The 18,851-nt window shown below is 61.5% G+C and carries 16 protein-coding genes and 6 tRNA genes; 2 read left to right on the top strand and 20 right to left on the bottom strand.

From position 1 onward, the window contains the following. Positions 1-146: 146 nt before the first annotated feature. Together ACAX43_RS08775 and rraA are read right to left on the bottom strand one after the other, a co-directional pair. The gene (locus ACAX43_RS08775) at positions 147-548 is read right to left on the bottom strand and encodes a gamma-glutamylcyclotransferase (protein ID WP_370708005.1); all 402 of its coding nucleotides are present in this window, start codon (positions 546-548) and stop codon (positions 147-149) included. A 54-nt stretch (positions 549-602) separates the two neighbouring features. Then, on the bottom strand, positions 603-1,097 hold the full coding sequence (gene rraA, locus ACAX43_RS08780; RefSeq protein WP_370708006.1) for a ribonuclease E activity regulator RraA: 495 nt from the start codon (positions 1,095-1,097) through the stop codon (positions 603-605). 274 nt (positions 1,098-1,371) lie between these two features. Here rraA and ACAX43_RS08785 point away from each other — a divergent pair, with 274 nt between their 5' ends. Then, positions 1,372-2,271: a helix-turn-helix domain-containing protein gene (locus ACAX43_RS08785; protein WP_370708007.1), complete on the top strand. Its 900-nt coding sequence runs from the start codon at positions 1,372-1,374 to the stop codon at positions 2,269-2,271. Positions 2,272-2,310: 39 nt separating this feature from the next. Here ACAX43_RS08785 and ACAX43_RS08790 read toward each other — a convergent pair whose 3' ends face one another. The 7 genes from ACAX43_RS08790 to gltX all read right to left on the bottom strand — a co-directional run bounded on the left by ACAX43_RS08790 (position 2,311) and on the right by gltX (position 5,236). Beyond that, the gene (locus ACAX43_RS08790; RefSeq protein ID WP_370708008.1) at positions 2,311-2,775 is read right to left on the bottom strand and encodes a GNAT family N-acetyltransferase; all 465 of its coding nucleotides are present in this window, start codon (positions 2,773-2,775) and stop codon (positions 2,311-2,313) included. A gap of 143 nt (positions 2,776-2,918) precedes the next feature. Continuing rightward, positions 2,919-2,995, bottom strand: a tRNA-Asp gene (locus tag ACAX43_RS08795). A gap of 95 nt (positions 2,996-3,090) precedes the next feature. Continuing rightward, positions 3,091-3,166 (bottom strand) — tRNA-Glu (locus tag ACAX43_RS08800). A gap of 61 nt (positions 3,167-3,227) precedes the next feature. Beyond that, positions 3,228-3,304, bottom strand: a tRNA-Asp gene (locus tag ACAX43_RS08805). Between the two features lie 83 nt (positions 3,305-3,387). Beyond that, positions 3,388-3,463: transfer RNA gene (locus ACAX43_RS08810), tRNA-Glu, on the bottom strand. A 165-nt stretch (positions 3,464-3,628) separates the two neighbouring features. Beyond that, positions 3,629-3,704: transfer RNA gene (locus ACAX43_RS08815), tRNA-Ala, on the bottom strand. A 122-nt stretch (positions 3,705-3,826) separates the two neighbouring features. After that, complete coding sequence (gltX, locus tag ACAX43_RS08820; protein ID WP_370708009.1) at positions 3,827-5,236, bottom strand: glutamate--tRNA ligase; 1,410 nt, start codon at positions 5,234-5,236, stop codon at positions 3,827-3,829. Positions 5,237-5,664: 428 nt separating this feature from the next. On the opposite strand from gltX, the gene ACAX43_RS08825 reads away from it, so the two are divergent. Further along, positions 5,665-6,612: a patatin-like phospholipase family protein gene (locus tag ACAX43_RS08825; RefSeq protein ID WP_370708010.1), complete on the top strand. Its 948-nt coding sequence runs from the start codon at positions 5,665-5,667 to the stop codon at positions 6,610-6,612. Between the two features lie 187 nt (positions 6,613-6,799). Here ACAX43_RS08825 and ACAX43_RS08830 read toward each other — a convergent pair whose 3' ends face one another. The 11 genes from ACAX43_RS08830 to ACAX43_RS08880 form a co-directional block, all read right to left on the bottom strand. Further along, a complete protein-coding gene (locus ACAX43_RS08830; protein WP_370708011.1) occupies positions 6,800-7,465 on the bottom strand; it encodes a C40 family peptidase in 666 nt (221 codons plus the stop codon). 137 nt (positions 7,466-7,602) lie between these two features. Further along, a complete protein-coding gene (locus ACAX43_RS08835) occupies positions 7,603-9,201 on the bottom strand; it encodes an ABC transporter ATP-binding protein (protein ID WP_370708316.1) in 1,599 nt (532 codons plus the stop codon). Between the two features lie 32 nt (positions 9,202-9,233). Continuing rightward, the gene (locus ACAX43_RS08840) at positions 9,234-10,340 is read right to left on the bottom strand and encodes an ABC transporter permease (protein ID WP_370708012.1); all 1,107 of its coding nucleotides are present in this window, start codon (positions 10,338-10,340) and stop codon (positions 9,234-9,236) included. Beyond that, the gene (locus tag ACAX43_RS08845; protein ID WP_370708013.1) at positions 10,340-11,377 is read right to left on the bottom strand and encodes a microcin C ABC transporter permease YejB; all 1,038 of its coding nucleotides are present in this window, start codon (positions 11,375-11,377) and stop codon (positions 10,340-10,342) included. The genes ACAX43_RS08840 and ACAX43_RS08845 overlap by 1 nt, the downstream gene beginning before the upstream one ends. 41 nt (positions 11,378-11,418) lie before the next feature. Further along, on the bottom strand, positions 11,419-13,239 hold the full coding sequence (locus ACAX43_RS08850; RefSeq protein ID WP_370708317.1) for an extracellular solute-binding protein: 1,821 nt from the start codon (positions 13,237-13,239) through the stop codon (positions 11,419-11,421). Positions 13,240-13,385: 146 nt separating this feature from the next. Then, entirely contained in the window at positions 13,386-13,532 is a 147-nt protein-coding gene (locus tag ACAX43_RS08855) for a hypothetical protein (RefSeq protein WP_370708014.1), read from the bottom strand. A 99-nt stretch (positions 13,533-13,631) separates the two neighbouring features. Continuing rightward, the gene (locus ACAX43_RS08860; protein WP_370708015.1) at positions 13,632-13,964 is read right to left on the bottom strand and encodes a hypothetical protein; all 333 of its coding nucleotides are present in this window, start codon (positions 13,962-13,964) and stop codon (positions 13,632-13,634) included. 364 nt (positions 13,965-14,328) lie between these two features. Then, a tRNA-Ser gene (locus ACAX43_RS08865) sits at positions 14,329-14,422 on the bottom strand. A 180-nt stretch (positions 14,423-14,602) separates the two neighbouring features. Then, positions 14,603-15,853, bottom strand: coding sequence for an aspartate kinase (locus tag ACAX43_RS08870; protein WP_370708016.1), 1,251 nt, complete (start codon positions 15,851-15,853; stop codon positions 14,603-14,605). 385 nt (positions 15,854-16,238) lie between these two features. Beyond that, positions 16,239-17,741 (bottom strand): tRNA lysidine(34) synthetase TilS, encoded by a 1,503-nt coding sequence (gene tilS, locus ACAX43_RS08875; RefSeq protein WP_370708017.1) that lies wholly within the window; start codon positions 17,739-17,741, stop codon positions 16,239-16,241. Between the two features lie 48 nt (positions 17,742-17,789). Continuing rightward, positions 17,790-18,761, bottom strand: coding sequence for an acetyl-CoA carboxylase carboxyltransferase subunit alpha (locus ACAX43_RS08880; protein WP_128589679.1), 972 nt, complete (start codon positions 18,759-18,761; stop codon positions 17,790-17,792). Between the last annotated feature and the right edge of the window lie 90 nt (positions 18,762-18,851).

The raw sequence follows: 18,851 nt of genomic DNA on the forward strand, positions 1-18,851 counted from the left end.
CGACGTCGTACCAGGCTCGCTTTCACCCGCCACGCATGATGAAAGAGCGGCCTGGGTCGCAAGACTGACCGACCGGACGGCCCGACAGGCGCATGCCTGCCGGGCCGTTTTTTTATGCGCTTGCGGTGCGCTGGGGATGTGTTCAGTCAGCGCGTGCCGCGGTACTCGACCCAATCGCCCGACTTGATTTCCGGCTGGCCCTTCACCGTATTGGGCGCGACTGGATAGAAACGGCAGTTCACGACGCTACCGTCCACTTTCACCATCACTTCGCGCGCGAGGAAACGATCTTCGACGCCGGGATACACGGCTTCGATCTCGTCGAGCACCGCAACCAGTTCATCGTCGATTTCGTAGACGTCGCCTGTGACGTCCACGCCCGCTTCGTCGACCACCAGGCCCGGATACAAGCCGAAGTCGAACAGATGGCCGCGGACCGTAGCCGTGCCGAGCCTATTCGGCGCGGCGATGTCGTTGCGCGCAGCGGCCTCGCTGATGTCGTTCACTTCACCGGCCCGCAACGTGCCGTATACAAAGACGGTCTGCATCGTTGTCTGCTCTCCTTAAGTATGGGATCAACCTGCTTCAATGTAGCCGAGGATTCAGTTCAGCGGTGCGCTCGCCACCAGCACGCCGTCGATATCCGCATAGATCCATTCGCCGGGCCGCACCAGCGCGCCCGGCAATTGCACCGGCACGTCGCGTTCGCCCGTGCCGAGCTTCTGGCCGCGCCGCGGACACGTTGCCAACGCTGCCACGCCGACATTGACTTCATTGAGCTCCAGCGTATCGCGCACACAGCCGTTCAACACGATACCCGCCCAGCCATTCTGCTCCGCAATTTGCGCGAGGTTGCCGCCCACCAGCGCGCAACGCAGACTGCCGCCGCCGTCGACCACCAGCACGCGGCCCGCGCCCTCCTCTTCGAGCGTGGCGCGCACCAGCGCATTGTCTTCAAACACCTTCAACGTAACCGCCTCGCCGCTGAAACACTCGGCGCGGCTGAACAGATGAAAGACCGGCTCGAGCACGCGCAACGTGCCGAGCGCCAATTGGTCCTCGTGCGCGTCGCACAGGTCAGCGGTTGCCAGGCTCATGGGGTGCTCCTCGGGATCCGTGCAATCGGGACATTATGCAACGACGACTCCAACGTAACACCTACAATAAGAAGCCCATGGTGGTTTTGAGTTCCGCGCGTGTGGGTTTTGCGCCTGTAGGCCGCACCCAGCACCAGCGTAGCGATAGTGGATTGGATTTTCATATGCCGATGCGTTCCGCGCATACGGGTCTGCGCTTGCGGGCTCGGTTGGGGGTTCGACGCGTGTGGGCGCCGTACTTTTTTAAGCTCCGTTCATTGGATCGATCTTCACCATGAATTCGACCGCCGACTCAGACCCATCGAGCCAGGTCCACTTCGCCGACATTCCGCCCGAATTCCAGCCGACGGCAACGCACCCGATCCGCGTGCGCTCGCGGCCGATGCCGTCCGGCTGGCGCATTGCGCGCCACACGCACGCGTGGGCGCAGGTGGCGTACGCCTCGCGCGGCGTGTTGCGGGTCGCGACGACCGGCACGACGTGGATGGTGCCGCCGTCGCGGGCGATCTGGGTGCCCCCGCATGTGACGCACGAAGTGGTCGCCGTCGAAGACGCATTCCTGCGCACGCTCTACATCACCGAAAGTACCGTGCCGGCGGGACTGGATACACCGCGCGTCGTCGAAGTATCTGATCTGCTGCGCGAAGTGATTGCCGCACTCGATACGCCCGGCATTTCAGCGACGCGCGAGCAGTTGCTAGGCGCGCTCGCGCTCGACGAACTGACGCGTTCGGAACCGCTGCCTCTGTCTGTCCCAATGCCCAACGAGAAGCGCCTGCGCGCGCTGTGCGAGGCGGTGATCGCGGACCCGACGCACGGCGAATCGCTGGAGCAATGGGCATCGAGCGTGGGGGCGAGCACGCGCACGATTGCGCGGCTGTTCCGTCAGGAACTCGGCGTGAGCTTTTCGCAATGGCGTCAGCAGGCGATTCTGGCGCGCGCGATTCCGCTGTTGAGCCAGGGGCGGCCGCTGTCGCATGTCGCGCAGGAGTTGGGCTATCAGAGCCAGAGCGCGTTCTCGGCGATGTTCCGGCGGGCATTCGGCGAAAGTCCTCGCGCGTTCATCGAGCGTGGGTCTGAGCATCGTGTGGAGAACGGGGAGCGTGGCGATGCAGACGCCGACGAGGAGACGGCACAAGAACGCACGGATACCTCGAATGGTTTCGAGCGATGATCGTTCGCCGGCTGCGGTAGCCTGGTGCGGCTGATCCCGTCAAACGCGCCGCGCCAGATGACGGATCGCACCGAGTTGCGCAAGACGCGGCCCGGTCAGCTTATAGCCCTTGCGCTGATACAGCCGGGCGGCAGGATTGTCGACGAACACACGCAATTGCAACTCGTGCAGTCCGCGCTCGCGTGCCCATTGATGCGACATATCAAGCAGATACGTACCGGCACCAAGCCGCCGATGCCCTTCGGCAATCTGCACGTCGCGGATATGGAGCGAATCCCCTTCCTGGGTGATGCGCAGCACGCCGATCGGCTTGCCGTCCATTTCGAGAATGAAATTCTCCGACTCCCGCCAGCTTCCGAGAAACAGATCGCCACGCCAGACCAGATGGTGCCGGTGATAGTAGCCGCCCATGTTATTGCGGGTCAGCGCCTCGGCGAACTCGAAATCGTCCATGCCGGCGCGGCGCAGATGAAACAGTGACGGAGCTTCGGTTGGATCGAACATGGCGGAACGACGAAGATGAGTCGGGTCAACGGTAAAACAGCCCGTGCGCGCTGGCAATGGCTGTTTGTCCCGAGCATACCCAGGCAGGATGGACCTCGGAAATAAAAAAAGCCCACTTCTTTCGAAGTGGGCTTTTTAAAATCTGGCGGAGCGGACGGGACTCGAACCCGCGACCCCCGGCGTGACAGGCCGGTATTCTAACCAACTGAACTACCGCTCCAGATTTTTGCACCGTGGCTTGTGAGCTTTGCTCATTCACCCACTGCACCGCTCATGCTGCTGACCCATGCTGCTCACTGAGCGACGCCGATGTCCTGGCGTCCCCTAGGGGATTCGAACCCCTGTACTCACCGTGAAAGGGTGATGTCCTAGGCCTCTAGACGAAGGGGACAACGTACTGCTTACACCTTTAATGAAAAAGCCCGTTCACGTTTCTATGAACGGGCTTTGTCTGGCGGAGTGGACGGGACTCGAACCCGCGACCCCCGGCGTGACAGGCCGGTATTCTAACCAACTGAACTACCACTCCAGTTTTGCCCATCTTGACTTGCGAGCGTTGGTTTTTTCTCTGCAAGCTGCGCTGCTTTACTGCTACAAAGCGACGCTGATGTTTGGCGTCCCCTAGGGGATTCGAACCCCTGTACTCACCGTGAAAGGGTGATGTCCTAGGCCTCTAGACGAAGGGGACATAATCTTTTCAGATCTGTCTTTAACTCGCTGCTAACTTACGCTAACTTATCAGTTATTTCGTTTCGTCAACAGCAAAGACCGCTATTTTAACTACGTTACAACTGTTTGTGAAGTCTTTTTTGCTACAAGCTCCAGACTTTGGAACCACTTCACTCTGCTCTGATGGTGGAGGTAAGCGGGATCGAACCGCTGACCTCTTGCATGCCATGCAAGCGCTCTCCCAGCTGAGCTATACCCCCCTTGCAGAACAGAAACGAGATTTTAGAGGCCAATTTGCGCTTTGTAAATACCCTTTGAGCAATCGCATGCGACTTTTTTCGCAAGTCGCACGCAAACCCTCTCAATGCAGGCGAGAACGCGCTCAGGCCAACGCTTTTTCAATACGACCCACGACTACATCGCGGCCAAACAGCATCAACACGCTGTCGATCGACGGTGTATGCGTGGTGCCCGCCACCACCAGACGAACCGGCATGGCGAGTTGCGGCATCTTAAGCTTGTGTGCGCCGAGCGTTGCCTTCAATGCGGCAGCGATCGCTTCCTTGGTCCACTCCACCGTTTTAAGCGTTGCAGCCAGATCGGCAAGTGCCGGACGCACGACATCGGTCACGTGCTGCACAAGCGCTTCGGCTTCCGGCGCCGGCGCGCGATAGAACATCGCCGCGTTCTCCGCGATTTCCTTCACCGTCGACGCACGGTCCTTCAGCAAGCCCACCACCGACGTCAAATCAGCGCCTTGCGCAAGGGCGGCTTCAGCGATACCCAGCTCGGCGAAGAAGGGTTTTGCAAGCTCGGCGAGGCGTGCGTTATCCGCTTCCTTGATGTAGTGCGCGTTGAGCCAGTTCAGCTTGTCGTGGTCGTACTGAGCCGGCGACTTGCCCAGATGCTCCAGATCGAACCATTCGACGAATTGCTCACGCGTGAAGATTTCCGCGTCGCCATGGGACCAGCCCAGACGCGCCAGATAATTGACCACCGCTTCCGGCAAGAAACCGGCGTCGCGATAACCCACCACGCTCATCGCGCCGTGACGCTTGCTCATCTTCTCGCCCTGCTCGTTCAGTACGGTCGGCAAGTGCGCGTAAACCGGAGGTTCACCGCCGAGCGCGCGCAGGATGTTGATCTGACGCGGCGTGTTGTTCACGTGATCGTCGCCGCGAATCACGTGCGTGATGCGCATGTCCAGATCGTCGACCACCACGCAGAAGTTGTACGTCGGCGTGCCGTCCGGGCGCGCGATCACGAGGTCGTCGAGTTCTTCGTTTGAAATTTCGATGCGGCCCTTCACGGCGTCGTCCCACGCAACCACGCCGGTGAGCGGATTACGGAAGCGCAACACAGGCTGCACGCCCGCCGGCGGCTCGGGCAGAACCTTGCCGGGTTCCGGGCGCCATGTACCGTCGTAGCGCGGCTTTTCGCCGGCCTCGCGTTGACGCTCGCGCAGGGCATCCAGCTCTTCCGTCGACATGTAGCACGGGTACACGAGGCCCGCGTCCTGCATCTGCTTGAGCACCTCGCGGTAACGGTCCATGCGCTGCATCTGGTAGAACGGACCTTCGTCGAAATCGAGGCCGAGCCATGCCATACCTTCGAGAATGGCGTCGACGGATTCGGAGGTGGAGCGCTCGACGTCGGTGTCCTCGATCCGCAGCACGAAGGTCCCTTTCATCTTGCGCGCGAACGCCCACGGATAAAGCGCGGAGCGAATGTTGCCGAGGTGGATGAAGCCGGTGGGACTCGGTGCGAAACGGGTACGGACGGAGGTGGTCATTAGCGGTTACTCGGAAGACAGGCGCCGGCGCCGTGGCAAACATCGCCAGCGAAGCGCGGCAGCGGACCGCGCCCGTGCGGCAGACAAGCGCCCTGCACGGACACGAAGGAAATAAATGCGAGAGCCGAATTATACCTTCCGAAGGCGTGTTGCCCGCCCTCGTCCGAATGGCCAATGGCAGTGCGAGAGCAGCGCACAAGCGGCACGAAAGTGAACAGTTCAGGGCACCCGAGGGCTTGCTCTGCAACGTTTTATTACCGGGTAGCCGCGCGCCCGAGCCTTTGATTTATGATGTGCGCGCGCTGCGGGTGGGGATAGAACCACAGCGCGTAGATCGCCACCGGCGATTTCTGTCCGTTTGACTATCCGCCTGATCGCGGCACCGGCTTATGCCGATTACGCCGCCCGTGCCGTTGCTGGAGAATGCGTTGAAACCGTCAGCCCCCCGCCTTGCCCGCCGTCGTTTCTCGTTGGCCGCCGCGTCCGCGGTGCTCGCCGCCTGCACTACGACGGGCAGCAAAACCGACAGCACAGCGGTTGCTACCGCGCCCACCGTCAACACGCCCCCGCTCGACAAACCGCAGCGGCCGATTCGCGTCGGCCTCGCCCTAGGCGGCGGCGCCGCACGCGGCTTCGCGCACATCGGCGTCATCAAGGCACTCGAGGCGCGCAATATTCAGGTCGATCTGGTGGCCGGCACCAGCGCGGGTTCGGTGGTCGGCGCACTGTACGCATCGGGGATGAACGGCTTTGCGCTGAACAAGCTCGCGCTGACCATGGACGAAGCGTCGATCAGCGACTGGGCCATGCCGTTCCGCACACGCGGCTTCCTGCAAGGCGTCGCCCTGCAGAACTACCTGAATACGACGCTCAACAACCGTCCGATCGAGAAGATGGTCAAGCCGCTCGGCGTGGTCGCCACCGATCTGAGGACCGGGCAGCCGATCCTGTTCCAGCGCGGCAACACCGGCATCGCGGTGCGCGCGTCATGCAGCGTGCCGTCGATTTTCGAGCCGGTGAAAATCGGCGGCCACGAATATGTGGACGGCGGCCTGGTGAGCCCGGTACCCGCCTCGTTCGCGCGCAAGATGGGTGCGGACTTCGTGATCGCCGTGGATATCTCGCAGCGCCCCGAAAGCGGCCTCACCGCAAGCTCGTTCGACGTGCTGATGCAGACCTTCACGATCATGGGCCAGACGATCAAGGCCTATGAGCTCGACAAGTACGCCGACGTCGTGATCCGGCCGAATCTGGCCGCCATGAGCGGCAGCGATTTTTCGCAGCGCAACGCAGCGATTCTGGCGGGCGAGGAAGCGGTGGCGAAGATGATGCCTGAGTTGCACCGCAAGCTGGCTGCGAGCCGCACCACGGTGTAACCCGCCCGGCCAGCGTCGGTTGCACCAACCGGCGCCCGGGAGTTGCCGTCACGCACGCAGCACCGACACAGCCCGGACAAAGCGCGACAATTCGCCGATACGCCAGCGAGCGCCCAATGCAAAAAGCCTGCTTCGAACGAAGCAGGCTTTTTTGTGCCACCAAACCGCTGGCGCCAAGCTAAATCAGTTATTGATTGCCACCGATCGTCGCATTCACACGCTTACGCAGATCTTCGCCTTCCTGGTATGACGTCTCGATCCGGCGCGCACCCGTGAAACGCTTTTCCCAATAGCCGCTATCCAGATCGTCGACGCGGATCGTGCTGCCCGTAGAGGGCGAATGCACGAACTTGTTGTCGCCGATGTAGATGCCGACGTGCGAGAACGTGCGGCGCATCGTGTTGAAGAAGACCAGATCGCCCGGCTTCAGGTCGCTGACGCGAACCTTTTCGCCGACGCGGCTCATTTCCTCGGCGCGGCGTGGCAGCGCCATACCGAGCGTGTCCTGGAACACGTAGCGAACGAAGCCGCTGCAATCCAGCCCGGAATCGGGCGTATTACCACCCCAACGGTAGCGAACGCCGATCATGTTCAGCGCGCCGACCACCACGTCGCCCGCTTTTCCAGCCATGCCGGAGAGGAACGATTTGGCGCCGCCGTTGCTTTCGGGAGCGGCCGATTGCGAACTGAGGGGGGACAAAGAATTCGACCCGCCAGGGGTCGAATATGAGGCATTCTGATTAAAACTGCTTACTTCGTCGGCGAAAGCGCCGGGAGCTGCTGCCATCAAGACGCCAATGAACATCCCGGCGACGACGCGCGTGCAAGCCTGGGTTAGGTTTCTGTGCTGCATTGGTCGGTATTTTTTGCCTAAAAATCAGTGGTCTACGGAAAAAAGTTTGGTCGATACTAGCCAGTAAGTATTTGCGTGTCAAAACAAATAGAAAAATACAATCGAGACACGCACGCAATTGGCGAAAGGGTGAAAAATTATTGCTCAAGCGCCGCTTTCAGCAGCTTTCGAGTGTAGGGGTGCGCAGGTGTCGCAAAAATCTGCTCAACGTCCCCACTTTCAACGATTGAACCGTTTTGCATCACCGCCACACGATGCGCCATCGCCCCGATCACGGCCAGATCGTGGCTGATGAAAACGAAGCCGAGGTTGTACTTCTGTTGCAACCCGGCGAGCAGTTTCAGTACCTGCTGCTGGATGGAAACATCAAGCGCACTGGTCGGTTCATCGAGGATCAGAATGCGTGGCTCCAGCACCAGAGCGCGCGCGATCGCAATCCGCTGACGCTGGCCGCCGGAAAACTCGTGCGGATAGCGGTACAACACCGTGCGGTCGAGGCCGACTTCGCGCAGCACCGAAACCACTTTGTCGCGCCGCGCCTGTGGACTCATCTGCGGCCGATGCAGCGCCAGCCCCTCGCCGACGATCCGCTCGATGGTCTGGCGCGGCGAAAGCGAACTGAACGGGTCCTGAAAGACGACCTGCATATTCGAGCGCAAGGCGGTTTGTTCGGCGCCGCGATAGCTGCCGAGCGCCCTGCCCTGAAACTCGATCTCGCCGTGCACGGTGCGTTGCAGACCGAGCAATGCCATCGCGAGCGTCGATTTTCCCGAACCGGATTCGCCGACGATCCCCAGCGTCTCACCCTGGCGCACCGACACATTCGCATCCGCGACCGCGCGGAAGTGCCCCGAACGAAACCAGCCGCTGAAGCCTGGCAGCTTCGTTTTGAAATCGACCGAGACGTCGCGCGCTTCGAGCAGCACCGGTGAAATCGGCAGGACCGGCACCACCGTGCGCTGCGGCCGGCTCGCCAGCAGGCGCTGCGTGTACGGATGCCGCGGCGATTCGAACACCTGCTCGACCGGGCCGCTTTCCACGAGCACGCCCCGCTCCATCACCGCGATGCGTTGCGCGAAGTGGCGCACCAGATTCAGGTCGTGCGTGATCAGCAGCACGGCCATGCCGCGCTTTTCCGCTTCGTCGCGTTGCAACGCCAGCAGCAGGTCGACGATCTGCGCGCGGATCGTCACGTCGAGCGCCGTGGTCGGCTCGTCGGCCAGCAGCAGACGGGGTCGGCACGCCAGCGCCATCGCGATCATCGCACGCTGCCGCTGACCGCCCGAGAGCTGATGCGGATAGCTGTTCACGCGCTTGCCGGGCTCGGCGATGCCTGTACGTCCCAGCAACGCCACGGCGCGTTTGCGCGCCTCACTCGCCGGTACGCCGTCGTGCACGACGATGGTCTCCGCAATCTGGTCACCGACCGTATAGAGCGGATTGAGCGCCGTCATCGGCTCCTGGAAGATCATCGCGATGTCCGAGCCGCGCATACCACGCATCTCGCGCTCGCTTTTGGCGAGTAGATCTTCGCCGTCGAAACGGATCGAGCCGCTCACCTGCGCGTCGCTCAACAGACGCAGGATCGACAGCGCGGTCACGCTCTTGCCCGAACCCGATTCGCCGACCAGCGCGACCCGCTCGCCGCGTTGGATCGCGAGCGTCACGTCGTGCACCGCGACGGTGTCGCCGAAGGTGACGTGCAAATGGTCGAGTTCCAGAAGCGGCGGCGCCATGCTTTGGTCTGCGTTGCTCCCCACTGTGGCGCTCACTGATTGCCTCCGGCGCGCATCGCATCGGAGATACGCGTGTCGAGTGCGTTGCGCAGCGCATCGCCCATGAAGGTCAGCAGCAACAACATCGCGACCAGCACACCGAAGGTCGACAATGATATCCACCATGCATCGAGATTCGCTTTGCCTTGCGCGAGAAGCTCACCCAGGCTCGGCGTCGGCGACGGCACGCCCAAGCCGAGAAAGTCGAGGCTCGTCAGCGCCAGAATCGCGCCGCTCATGCGGAACGGCAGGAACGTGATCACCGGCGTCAGGCTGTTGGGCAGCACATGCCGCCACATGATCTGCCAGTTCGAGAGCCCCATCGCCCGCGCGGCGCGCACGTAGTCCTGGTGACGGTTGCGCAGAAACTCCGCGCGCACATAGTCGGACAAACCGATCCAGCCGAACAGCGACAGCAGCACGATCAGCAGAATGAATCCCGGCTCGAAGATGGAAGAGAAAATGATCAGCAGGTAAAGCTCAGGCAGTGCGCTCCAGATTTCGATCAGACGCTGCCCGACGATATCGATACGTCCTCCGAAATAACCCTGCACGGCGCCCGCGGCAATTCCGAGCACGGTGCCGATCAACGTCAGCACCAGCGCGAATTCCACCGACACGCGGAAACCGTACAACAGGCGCGCGAAGAGATCGCGGCCGCGGTCGTCGGTGCCGAGCCAGTTATCGCGCGACGGCGGCGCGGGGTTCGGCGCCTTCGAGAAGTAATTCAGCGTGTCGTAGTAGTACCGGTTCGGCGGATAAAGCGCGAAGTTGCCGGGCGTGTTGAAACGATGCTTGATATACGGATCGAGATAATCGGCGGGCGTCGGGAAGTCGCCGCCGAAGGTGGTCTCCGCGTACGTCTTGAACATCGGGAAATACAGTTGCCCTTCGTAACGCACGACGAGTGGCTTGTCGTTCGACCACAGCGGCCCGGCGAGGCTCGCCGCAAACGCGACGACGAATATGATCAGACTCCAGTAGCCAAGGCGCTGCTGGCGAAACCGCTGCCAGACGCGGCGCGCGGGCGTTGGCGACACGAACGCGCGAACCGGTTCGGTGCGCGCCGCCGCATCGGCTGAAAGGCGGGCTCGATTCATCAGCGCTCCAGTTGTTCGAATTGGATGCGGGGATCGACCCACACATAGCAAAGATCGGAAATCAGCTTGGTCGCAAGACCGATCAGCGTGAATAGATAGAGCGTGCCGAGCACGACCGGATAGTCGCGCCGCACCACCGATTCGTACGACAGCAGGCCGAGGCCGTCGAGCGAGAACAGGGTCTCGATCAACAGACTGCCGGTAAAGAACGCGCCGATAAAAGCCGCCGGAAAGCCCACGATCAACGGCAGCAACGCGTTGCGAAACACGTGTTTCCACAGCACGCGTTTCTCGGACAAACCTTTGGCGCGTGCGGTCAGCACGTATTGTTTGCGGATCTCGTCGAGGAAGGCGTTTTTCGTCAGCATCGTAACGACCGCGAAACTGCCTACCACCGAGGCCGTGATCGGCAGCGTGATATGCCACAGGTAGTCGACGATCTTGCCGCCGACACTCAGTTGCGCCCAGTTATCCGAGGTGAGATTGCGCAGCGGAAACAGTTGCAGGAACGTGCCGCCGCCGAACAGCACGAGCAGCAGCACGCCGAGCACGAAGCCGGGAATCGCGTAGCCGATCAGCACGACCAGACTCGTCGCGATATCGAAGCGCGAGCCGTTGCGCACCGCTTTGGCTATGCCCAGGGGCACCGATATCAGGTACGTGAGAAAGAAGGTCCATAAGCCGATGCTGATCGATACCGGCAGCTTCGAGACAATCAGGGACCACACGCTTTGATGGCGGAAATAGCTTTGACCGAGGTCGAACGTCGAGAACCGTTTGAGCATCAGGACATAGCGTTCAAGCGGCGGTTTATCGAATCCATATAGCGCTTTCAATTGCGCGACCTGCTGCGCGTCGACACCGTTATGGGCGCGCAGACCAAATGGCGCGCCGTTCTCCGCGCCTTTGCGCAACTCGTGCTGCATCTGTTCGACCGGGCCACCCGGGACGAACTGGATCACGACGAAAGTCAGCGTCAACACGCCGAGCAAGGTCGGGATCATCAACAGCAGGCGTTTGAGGATGTAGCTCCACATGGCGGCGTTTCCGGTGCGAAGGCAGTAATGAATAGACGCTTTCAATGCGCCTGAGCTTGCGGCTGCGGCCGTGCAAACCACCACATCGATGTGATCCAGCCTTCCGCTCCATAGTACAGAGGCAAGGTTTTGGGCCACGCGAGGCCGCGTTTGAATGCCACACGGTGCGTCGCGCTGTACCAGTGTGGCACGACATAGTAGCCATGCATCAGCACCCGGTCGAGGGCGTGCGTCGCGTCGACCAGTTGCTCGCGCGTCTGCGCGTGCACCAGCGCGCTCAGGATCGCATCAACCACCGGCGACTTGAGGCCGATCATGTTGTCCGAGCCGTGGGTGTCGGCGGCCTTGCTGCCGAAGCGGTCGATCTGCTCGGAACCGGGCACCTGCACGTCCGGCATGCGGATGGTGGTCGTGTCGAAATCGAATGCGTCGAGACGCTTTTGATAGACCGCAAAATCGGACACGCGAAACGTGGCGGTGATACCAAGCTTCTGCAGATTGCGAATGAAAGTCGCGACAATCGGCTCCATCTGCGCGGACGAGCCGGAATCGTCGAGGATCTCGAACTGGAACGGCTCGCCTTTGGCATTACGCAACGCGCCGTCGCGATAGGTCCAACCCGCCTGCTGCAACAACGCACGCGCCTGCAATAAATTGGCGCGCAGGGAGCCCGGCGGATCGGTGTCCGGCTGCTTCGGCGGCGCACCGAATACGGCGGGATCGAGCTTCGCGCGCCACGGCTCGAGTAACGCCAACTCACCCGGCGAAGGCAAGCCTTTCGCCTGCAAATCCGTGTTGGCAAAGAAGCTGTCGATCCGCGTGTACTGATTGAAGAACAACTGACGGTTCAGCCACTGAAAGTCGAGCGCGAGATCGAGCGCTTTGCGCACGCGCACGTCCTGAAACAATGGCCGCCGCGTGTTCAGCATGAAGCCTTGCATACCGGTGCCATTATGTTGCGCAAACTCGCGTTTGATCAGCTCGCCACTGTCGAACTTTTTGCCGACGTCGCGTCGCACCCAGTTACGCGCGACGTACTCGACCAGCGCGTCGTACTCCCCTGCTTTGAACGCCTCGAGCCTCGCCGTACTATCCGAATACAGCTTGTAGACAACGCGATCGAAGTTATTCATGCCGACGCGTACCGGCAGCGCCTTGCCCCAGTAGTTCGGGTCGCGACGATACGTAATCGTGCGGCCGTTGTCGTACCGTTCGATCAGATAAGGCCCGCCGGCAATCGGCTTCTCGAACGCCAACTGATCGAACGCGATCCGGCTGCCGTCCGGCTTCATCCCCCACTTGTGCGAGAACACCGGCATACCGCCCGCCAGCAGCGGCAATTCCCGATTGCGCTGATGAAACTCGAAACGAATCGTATGCGGATCCACCACCACGGCGCGCATGATCTCGCCGAAGATCGAGGCGAATTGCGGGGCGGCTTGCGGGCTCTTCAGCGTGTCGAGCGAAAACTTGACGTCAGCCGCGGTGACGGGATCGCCGTTCGAAAACCGTGCGCGCGGATTGATGTGGAAGGTGGTCGACAGGCCGTCCGGCGCGATACTGATGTCATCGGCGAGCAGTCCATAGGCGGAGGCGACTTCATCGCTGCTGCCGACGGTCAGGCTTTCGAACAGCAGGTCCACACCGGGCGCGGTATTGCCGCGCAGCGTGAACGGATTGAATTTATCGAAACTGGTGAGCCGGCTCGGATTGGCCAGCACGAGCGTGCCGCCCTTCGGCGCATCCGGGTTGACGTAATCGAAGTGCTTGAAATCCGGCGGGTATTTCGGCGCGCCGTACTGCGCGATCGCATAGACCGCATGAGCCTCGGGTGCTGCGAGCAAAGCGGCCAGCGCGAACATGCCGCATAGCGCGACAACGCACGCCGAACGCCATGAACGCCACACAACCGGTAGACCGACACGCGAGAGCCTGTGAATCACGCTGCACCGAAGTGCATGAGGCGTTTGAACCCATCGCGAGCCAGTTGTCATGGGGGCCTTGTTGGTCAGCGGGTAATTGCAATGTGCGAGAATTCTACCCAATAAACCCACGCAATCCGCGCCTTGCTGAAGGAGCGCTGGAACGGCCTCGCCCATTCGATCGGCTGTGCGCCGCGCGAAGCGGTTGCCGGTGCGTCGACGTCGCGTTGCATTTCGGCTTGCTGATTTCGCGAGCGCAATGAGAAACCGCCCATTTCGGGCGGTTTCTGTTCGACGCGGCGAAGGCGTCAAGTGCGGCTTTTTTTGCCTGCTCAATGCCAGCCGCGGCGATTGTCGTAGTGGTCGCGCCCGTAGCGGCCCGGGGGATGACGGCGATACCAGTCGTCACGCGCCCAGTAGCGGCGCCCGTCCCAGTAACGGTCGCCGTGCCAGCCGGTCACGACCGCCGGGCCGCCGTAATACACGGGAGCCGGTTGATAGACAACGGGCGGCGGAGGCGGTGCATAGACCGGAGCCGGCGCGACGTAGACCGGCGCGGGAATGCCGATGTTGACACCAATGTTGAGCCCCCCGGCCATTGCAGCACCCGACGCAGCCAACCCGAAAACCCCGATCAGAAGTGGAACAAGTCGTGCGGACTTCATTGATCACCCTTTAGAAGTATGTGTGTTGTTGGCCGAAATATAGCGCAAGGCGGCCATCCTCGTATTTCAACTTTGTAATAACTGATGCACAACATCGCACATGTGGCCGCCTGGTTACGTCTCGTTACAGGCAAGACATTTCCGGTGAAAGTGCGACTTGATCGTAATAGCCAACTCAATTCGACCGGCGTATCGGCATAAAAAATCGACGTGCGACAGGCAACTGCTTCGGTATCCAAAGTTTAGGCATGCGCCATCCAGCAGACTAAGCGGGCCCATGCGCGCCGTCCGTGAGGCACGAAATCGCGCCCGAAAAAACAAAACCCCGCAGAGCCTAGACTCTGCGGGGTTTCGCCGCCATTGCTGGCGGAGACGGAGGGATTCGAACCCTCGATCCAGGTTTTGGCCCAGATGCTCCCTTAGCAGGGGAGTGCCTTCGACCTCTCGGCCACGTCTCCCAAACTTTCGGTTGCGCAGGGAGTCAGCGCAACGAAGCCAAGATAATAGCGGGCCGCACCGTGAAGGTCAATCTCTACCGCACACTTTTTGCGCCAGATTTGTCATTCACGACGCATTTATTACGCATTAGCCGCGCTTGAGCGAATGAGGCGCTCTTGATTGCCTCACCCTCTGCTGCATTACGCTTGATCCAGTTCGAACGCCTTATGCAGCGCGCGCACCGCGAGCTCCATGTACTTCTCGTCGATCAGCACCGAAATCTTGATTTCGGAGGTCGAGATCATCTGGATGTTGATACCCTCTTCCGACAGCGTGCGGAACATCGTGCTCGCGATACCGACGTGCGAGCGCATACCAACACCCACCACCGACACCTTCGACACCTTCGGATCACCCAGCACCTGCTCAGCCTGCACATGGCCCTTCACCTGGCCGGTGAGGATGTCCATGGCGCGCTGATAGTCACCGCGGCCGACCGTGAACGTGAATGCGGTTTTGCCATCGACGCTCTGGTTCTGGATGATCATGTCGACGTCGATGTTCGCGTCCGCCACCGGGCCGAGAATCTGATACGCGATGCCCGGCTTGTCGGGCACACCCATCACGGCGATACGAGCTTCGTCGCGCTGGAACGCGATGCCCGAGATGACTGCTTTTTCCATGGTCTCGTCTTCTTCAAAAGTAATCAGGGTGCCCGACTTCATTTCAGCGTCGAGCGGGATGAGCGGATCGGTCAGGCTCGACAACACACGCGTCTTCACCTGATATTTGCCGGCGAATTCCACCGAGCGGATCTGCAACACCTTCGAACCCAGGCTTGCCATTTCCAGCATTTCTTCGAACGTCACGCGATCGAGGCGACGCGCTTCTTCCACCACGCGCGGGTCGGTCGTGTAGACGCCGTCGACGTCCGTGTAAATCAGGCACTCGTCCGCTTTCAGCGCAGCGGCGACCGCGACTGCCGACGTATCCGAACCGCCACGGCCGAGCGTGGTGATGTGGCCGTCAGGGTCGATACCCTGGAAGCCCGTGATCACCACCACCTTGCCTGCGTCGAGATCGCGCAGCACGCGCTCGCCGTCGATTTCGCTGATACGTGCTTTCGTGAATGCGCTATCCGTTTTGACCGGCACTTGCCAGCCGGCATAGCTGACCGAGTCGACGCCGGCTTCCTGCAGCGCGATCGCGAGCAGACCCGAGCTGACCTGCTCGCCGGTGGCGGCGATCATGTCGAGTTCGCGCGGACTCGGCTGACTCGTGATTTCTTTCGCGAGACCGAGCAAGCGGTTGGTTTCGCCGGACATTGCCGACGGCACGACGACCATCTTGTGGCCGGCCTTGTGCCATTTCGCGACGCGCCTGGCGACGTTCTTGATGCGCTCGACCGAGCCCATCGAGGTGCCGCCGTATTTGTGTACGATGAGTGCCATTGTCGTTCTGAACTGGAGGATAAACCGCGCTGGCGCGCTGGAGACGACCGCACAAAAGCACAGGAGCGCAACGTCTTGTGAACGACGGCAAAGTGTGTGGCGGCGTAGATGCAGCGCGCGTGCAGCACGCGCGGATTTGCCCGGGAATGATCGCTAGTGGCTTACCGGAAACGACGGATCACGCTCGGATACCGACGACAGCGACAAAAGCGAAGGCGAAATCGGGTCGGGCAAACAAGTTAAATTACCCGATTGAGCGCAAAAAGACAAGCCAAAATGGCCGTCGACAGGTCCATATTACGGACTGCAAAGGCTTACCCGGTGCGGCTTTGCGCCCCATTTCGGGGATTCACCGGACCGATACAGGATGTGTCCGACCGGTCGGTCAGGCGATCAGTAGATCGTCGCGCCAGATGATCCTGACGCGTGGTTCCGCCGCAGTGACCCGCTCAGGCAACGCTGCGCGGTTCAGGCCGAGCAAGGGCACGAACAGCAGCTCGTCGCCCACGTAAAGCAGCGGCACGTCACGCTTCCATGCGGGAATGCCACGCTCCTGGAACAGGTTTTTCAGCGTACGGCTCGGGCTGCCTGGTGCAGCATTCGTGCGCATCCGTTCGCCACCGCTGCGCGAACGCACGCTCAACAATGCGCAGCGTAGAACGCGGACGGGAAGCGTATCGGGATCGCCCCACGCTGCATCGGTATTGCCGCGGGCGTCGCCGGCGACATCGGAAACATCGCCGGCAGCCCCGTCCAGATTCGCCTCGACAGCGACAAACACAAAAGTGCCCCGCCATTGCGGCAAACGCCAGATCGCGTCACCCTGCCATGCGAGTTCGCTGACTGCGCGCTCGGCGAGCGCGGTTTCGTCGGCGGGTTCGCTGCTATCGCCCGCTTCCCAATAGACCAGGCCGCGATAACTGCGCAATGCCTGCCCTGCATGATCGATGCGCAAACCATGGCCTTCGCCTGCTTCGTCGACTTCGCGCAACTGGCGCAACGCATCCCTGAGACGCGCGGTCGAGGCAGCAACGAGACCCAACGTGCGCATCCAGTAGCGCAGCAGGTTGAGCGCACGATCGTCGTCGAGGGCGAGCAGCGCGTCATGCGATAGCGCGCGGCCTTGGTCGCGTGCCGCTGTGGCCATATCGACGCGCGCGAGATCGTCGAGCAGACGCTGCGCCGATGCCGCATGCGCTGCGGTGCGTGCGAGTGCGTCGCGAAAACCTGGAAAGTGGACCGCTAGCGCCGGCGTCACTTGATGGCGCAATGCATTGCGGGCGTAGCGGGTGTCCGCATTCGACTCGTCGTCGATCCAACCTAGATCGCGGACACTCGCATAGTCCTCGAGTTGCGCGCGCAGCAGATGGAGCAAAGGCCTCACGCGCACGGCGGAGGCGCTTGCCGGCGAGTACTCGGGCGCCATCGCCGCAAGACCCGCCAGACCAGCGCCGCGCAGCAGTTGCAGCAGCACCGTTTCCGCCTGGTCGTCAGCATGTTGCGCGAGCCATAGCGTGTGAATGCCGCGCGTGGCGCACATTGCGTCCAGCGCGCGATAACGCGCATCGCGCGCCGCGGCCTCGACACTCACGCCCGCATCACGTGGCACCTCGACGCGCTGCGCCGCGAATTCGACACCACGTTCCTGTGCAAATGCTTCGCAGTGCGCGAGCCACTCGTCGGCGTGAGCGCTGAGGCCATGATGCACATGCAGCGCAACACAACGCGACGCACCTGCGACACGCACCGCCGCATCGAGCAGCACGCTCGAATCGACGCCGCCGCTGAACGCAACCGCAATGCGTGCGCTCGCGGGAAGCGCGGACAGCGCCAAGCCGACCGCCTCGAGAACGAGGCGGTCGGCGGGCGAATCGGCGGTGGAAGTCACGTTGCTAGCGCGTGAAGCGCTGAAGAACGAAAGAGAACGCGCGCGGGCTTAAGCACCCGGCGTCGTTTCCTTGAACTTGCCGTACGACATCAGCCGTTCGAAACGGCGTTGACGCAGGTCGTTGATGCTCATGCCCTGGAACTGGCGCAGCGAATCGGCGAGCGCACGGCGCAGCATGGCGGCCATACCCTTCGGATCGCGATGCGCGCCGCCGAGCGGTTCGTTGACGATCTTGTCGATCAACCCGAGCGCCTTCAGACGATGCGCGGTCAGACCCAACGCCTCTGCGGCTTCCGGCGCTTTGGCGGCGCTCTTCCACAGTATCGACGCGCAGCCTTCAGGCGAAATCACCGAATAGGTCGAAAATTGCAGCATCAGCACGCTATCGCCGACAGCAATCGCCAGCGCGCCGCCCGAACCGCCTTCACCGATGATGGTGGCGATCAGCGGCGTTTTCAGTTCAGCCATCACGTACAGATTGCGGCCGATCGCCTCCGACTGGCCGCGCTCTTCCGCGCCGATGCCCGGGTACGCGCCCGGCGTATCGATGAACGTGAAAATCGGCAGGCTGAACTTTTCGGCGAGACGCATCAGGCGTTCGGCCTTGCGATAGCCTTCAGGACGCGGCATGCCGAAGTTGCGCAGCGCGCGCTCCTTGGTGTCGCGGCCCTTCTGATGGCCGATCACCATGCAGGCCTGGCCGTTGAAGCGCGCAAGGCCGCCCACGATCGACAGGTCGTCCGCATAATTGCGGTCGCCGTGCAGCTCGTGGAAATCGGTAAACAGCTCGCTCACGTAGTCGAATGTATACGGGCGTTGGGGGTGTCGGGCGATTTGCGAAACCTGCCACGGGGTGAGGTTCGCGTACAGATCTTTGGTGAGCTGTTGACTCTTCTTGGACAGCCGCTCGATCTCTTCCGAAATATCGACGGCCGAATCGTCCTGCACGAAGCGCAATTCTTCGATCTTCGCTTCGAGTTCAGCGATCGGCTGTTCGAAATCCAGAAAGGTGGTCTTCATTGGTTGTAATCCTTGGACTTACCGGCAGCGCGTATTCTAACCGCGCGCGCCGATGTCAAAACCCCCTCGCAACTATCGAATTCAGTAAAT

The sequence above is a fragment of the Paraburkholderia sp. IW21 genome (genome assembly GCF_041321145.1).
Lineage (GTDB): Bacteria > Pseudomonadota > Gammaproteobacteria > Burkholderiales > Burkholderiaceae > Paraburkholderia.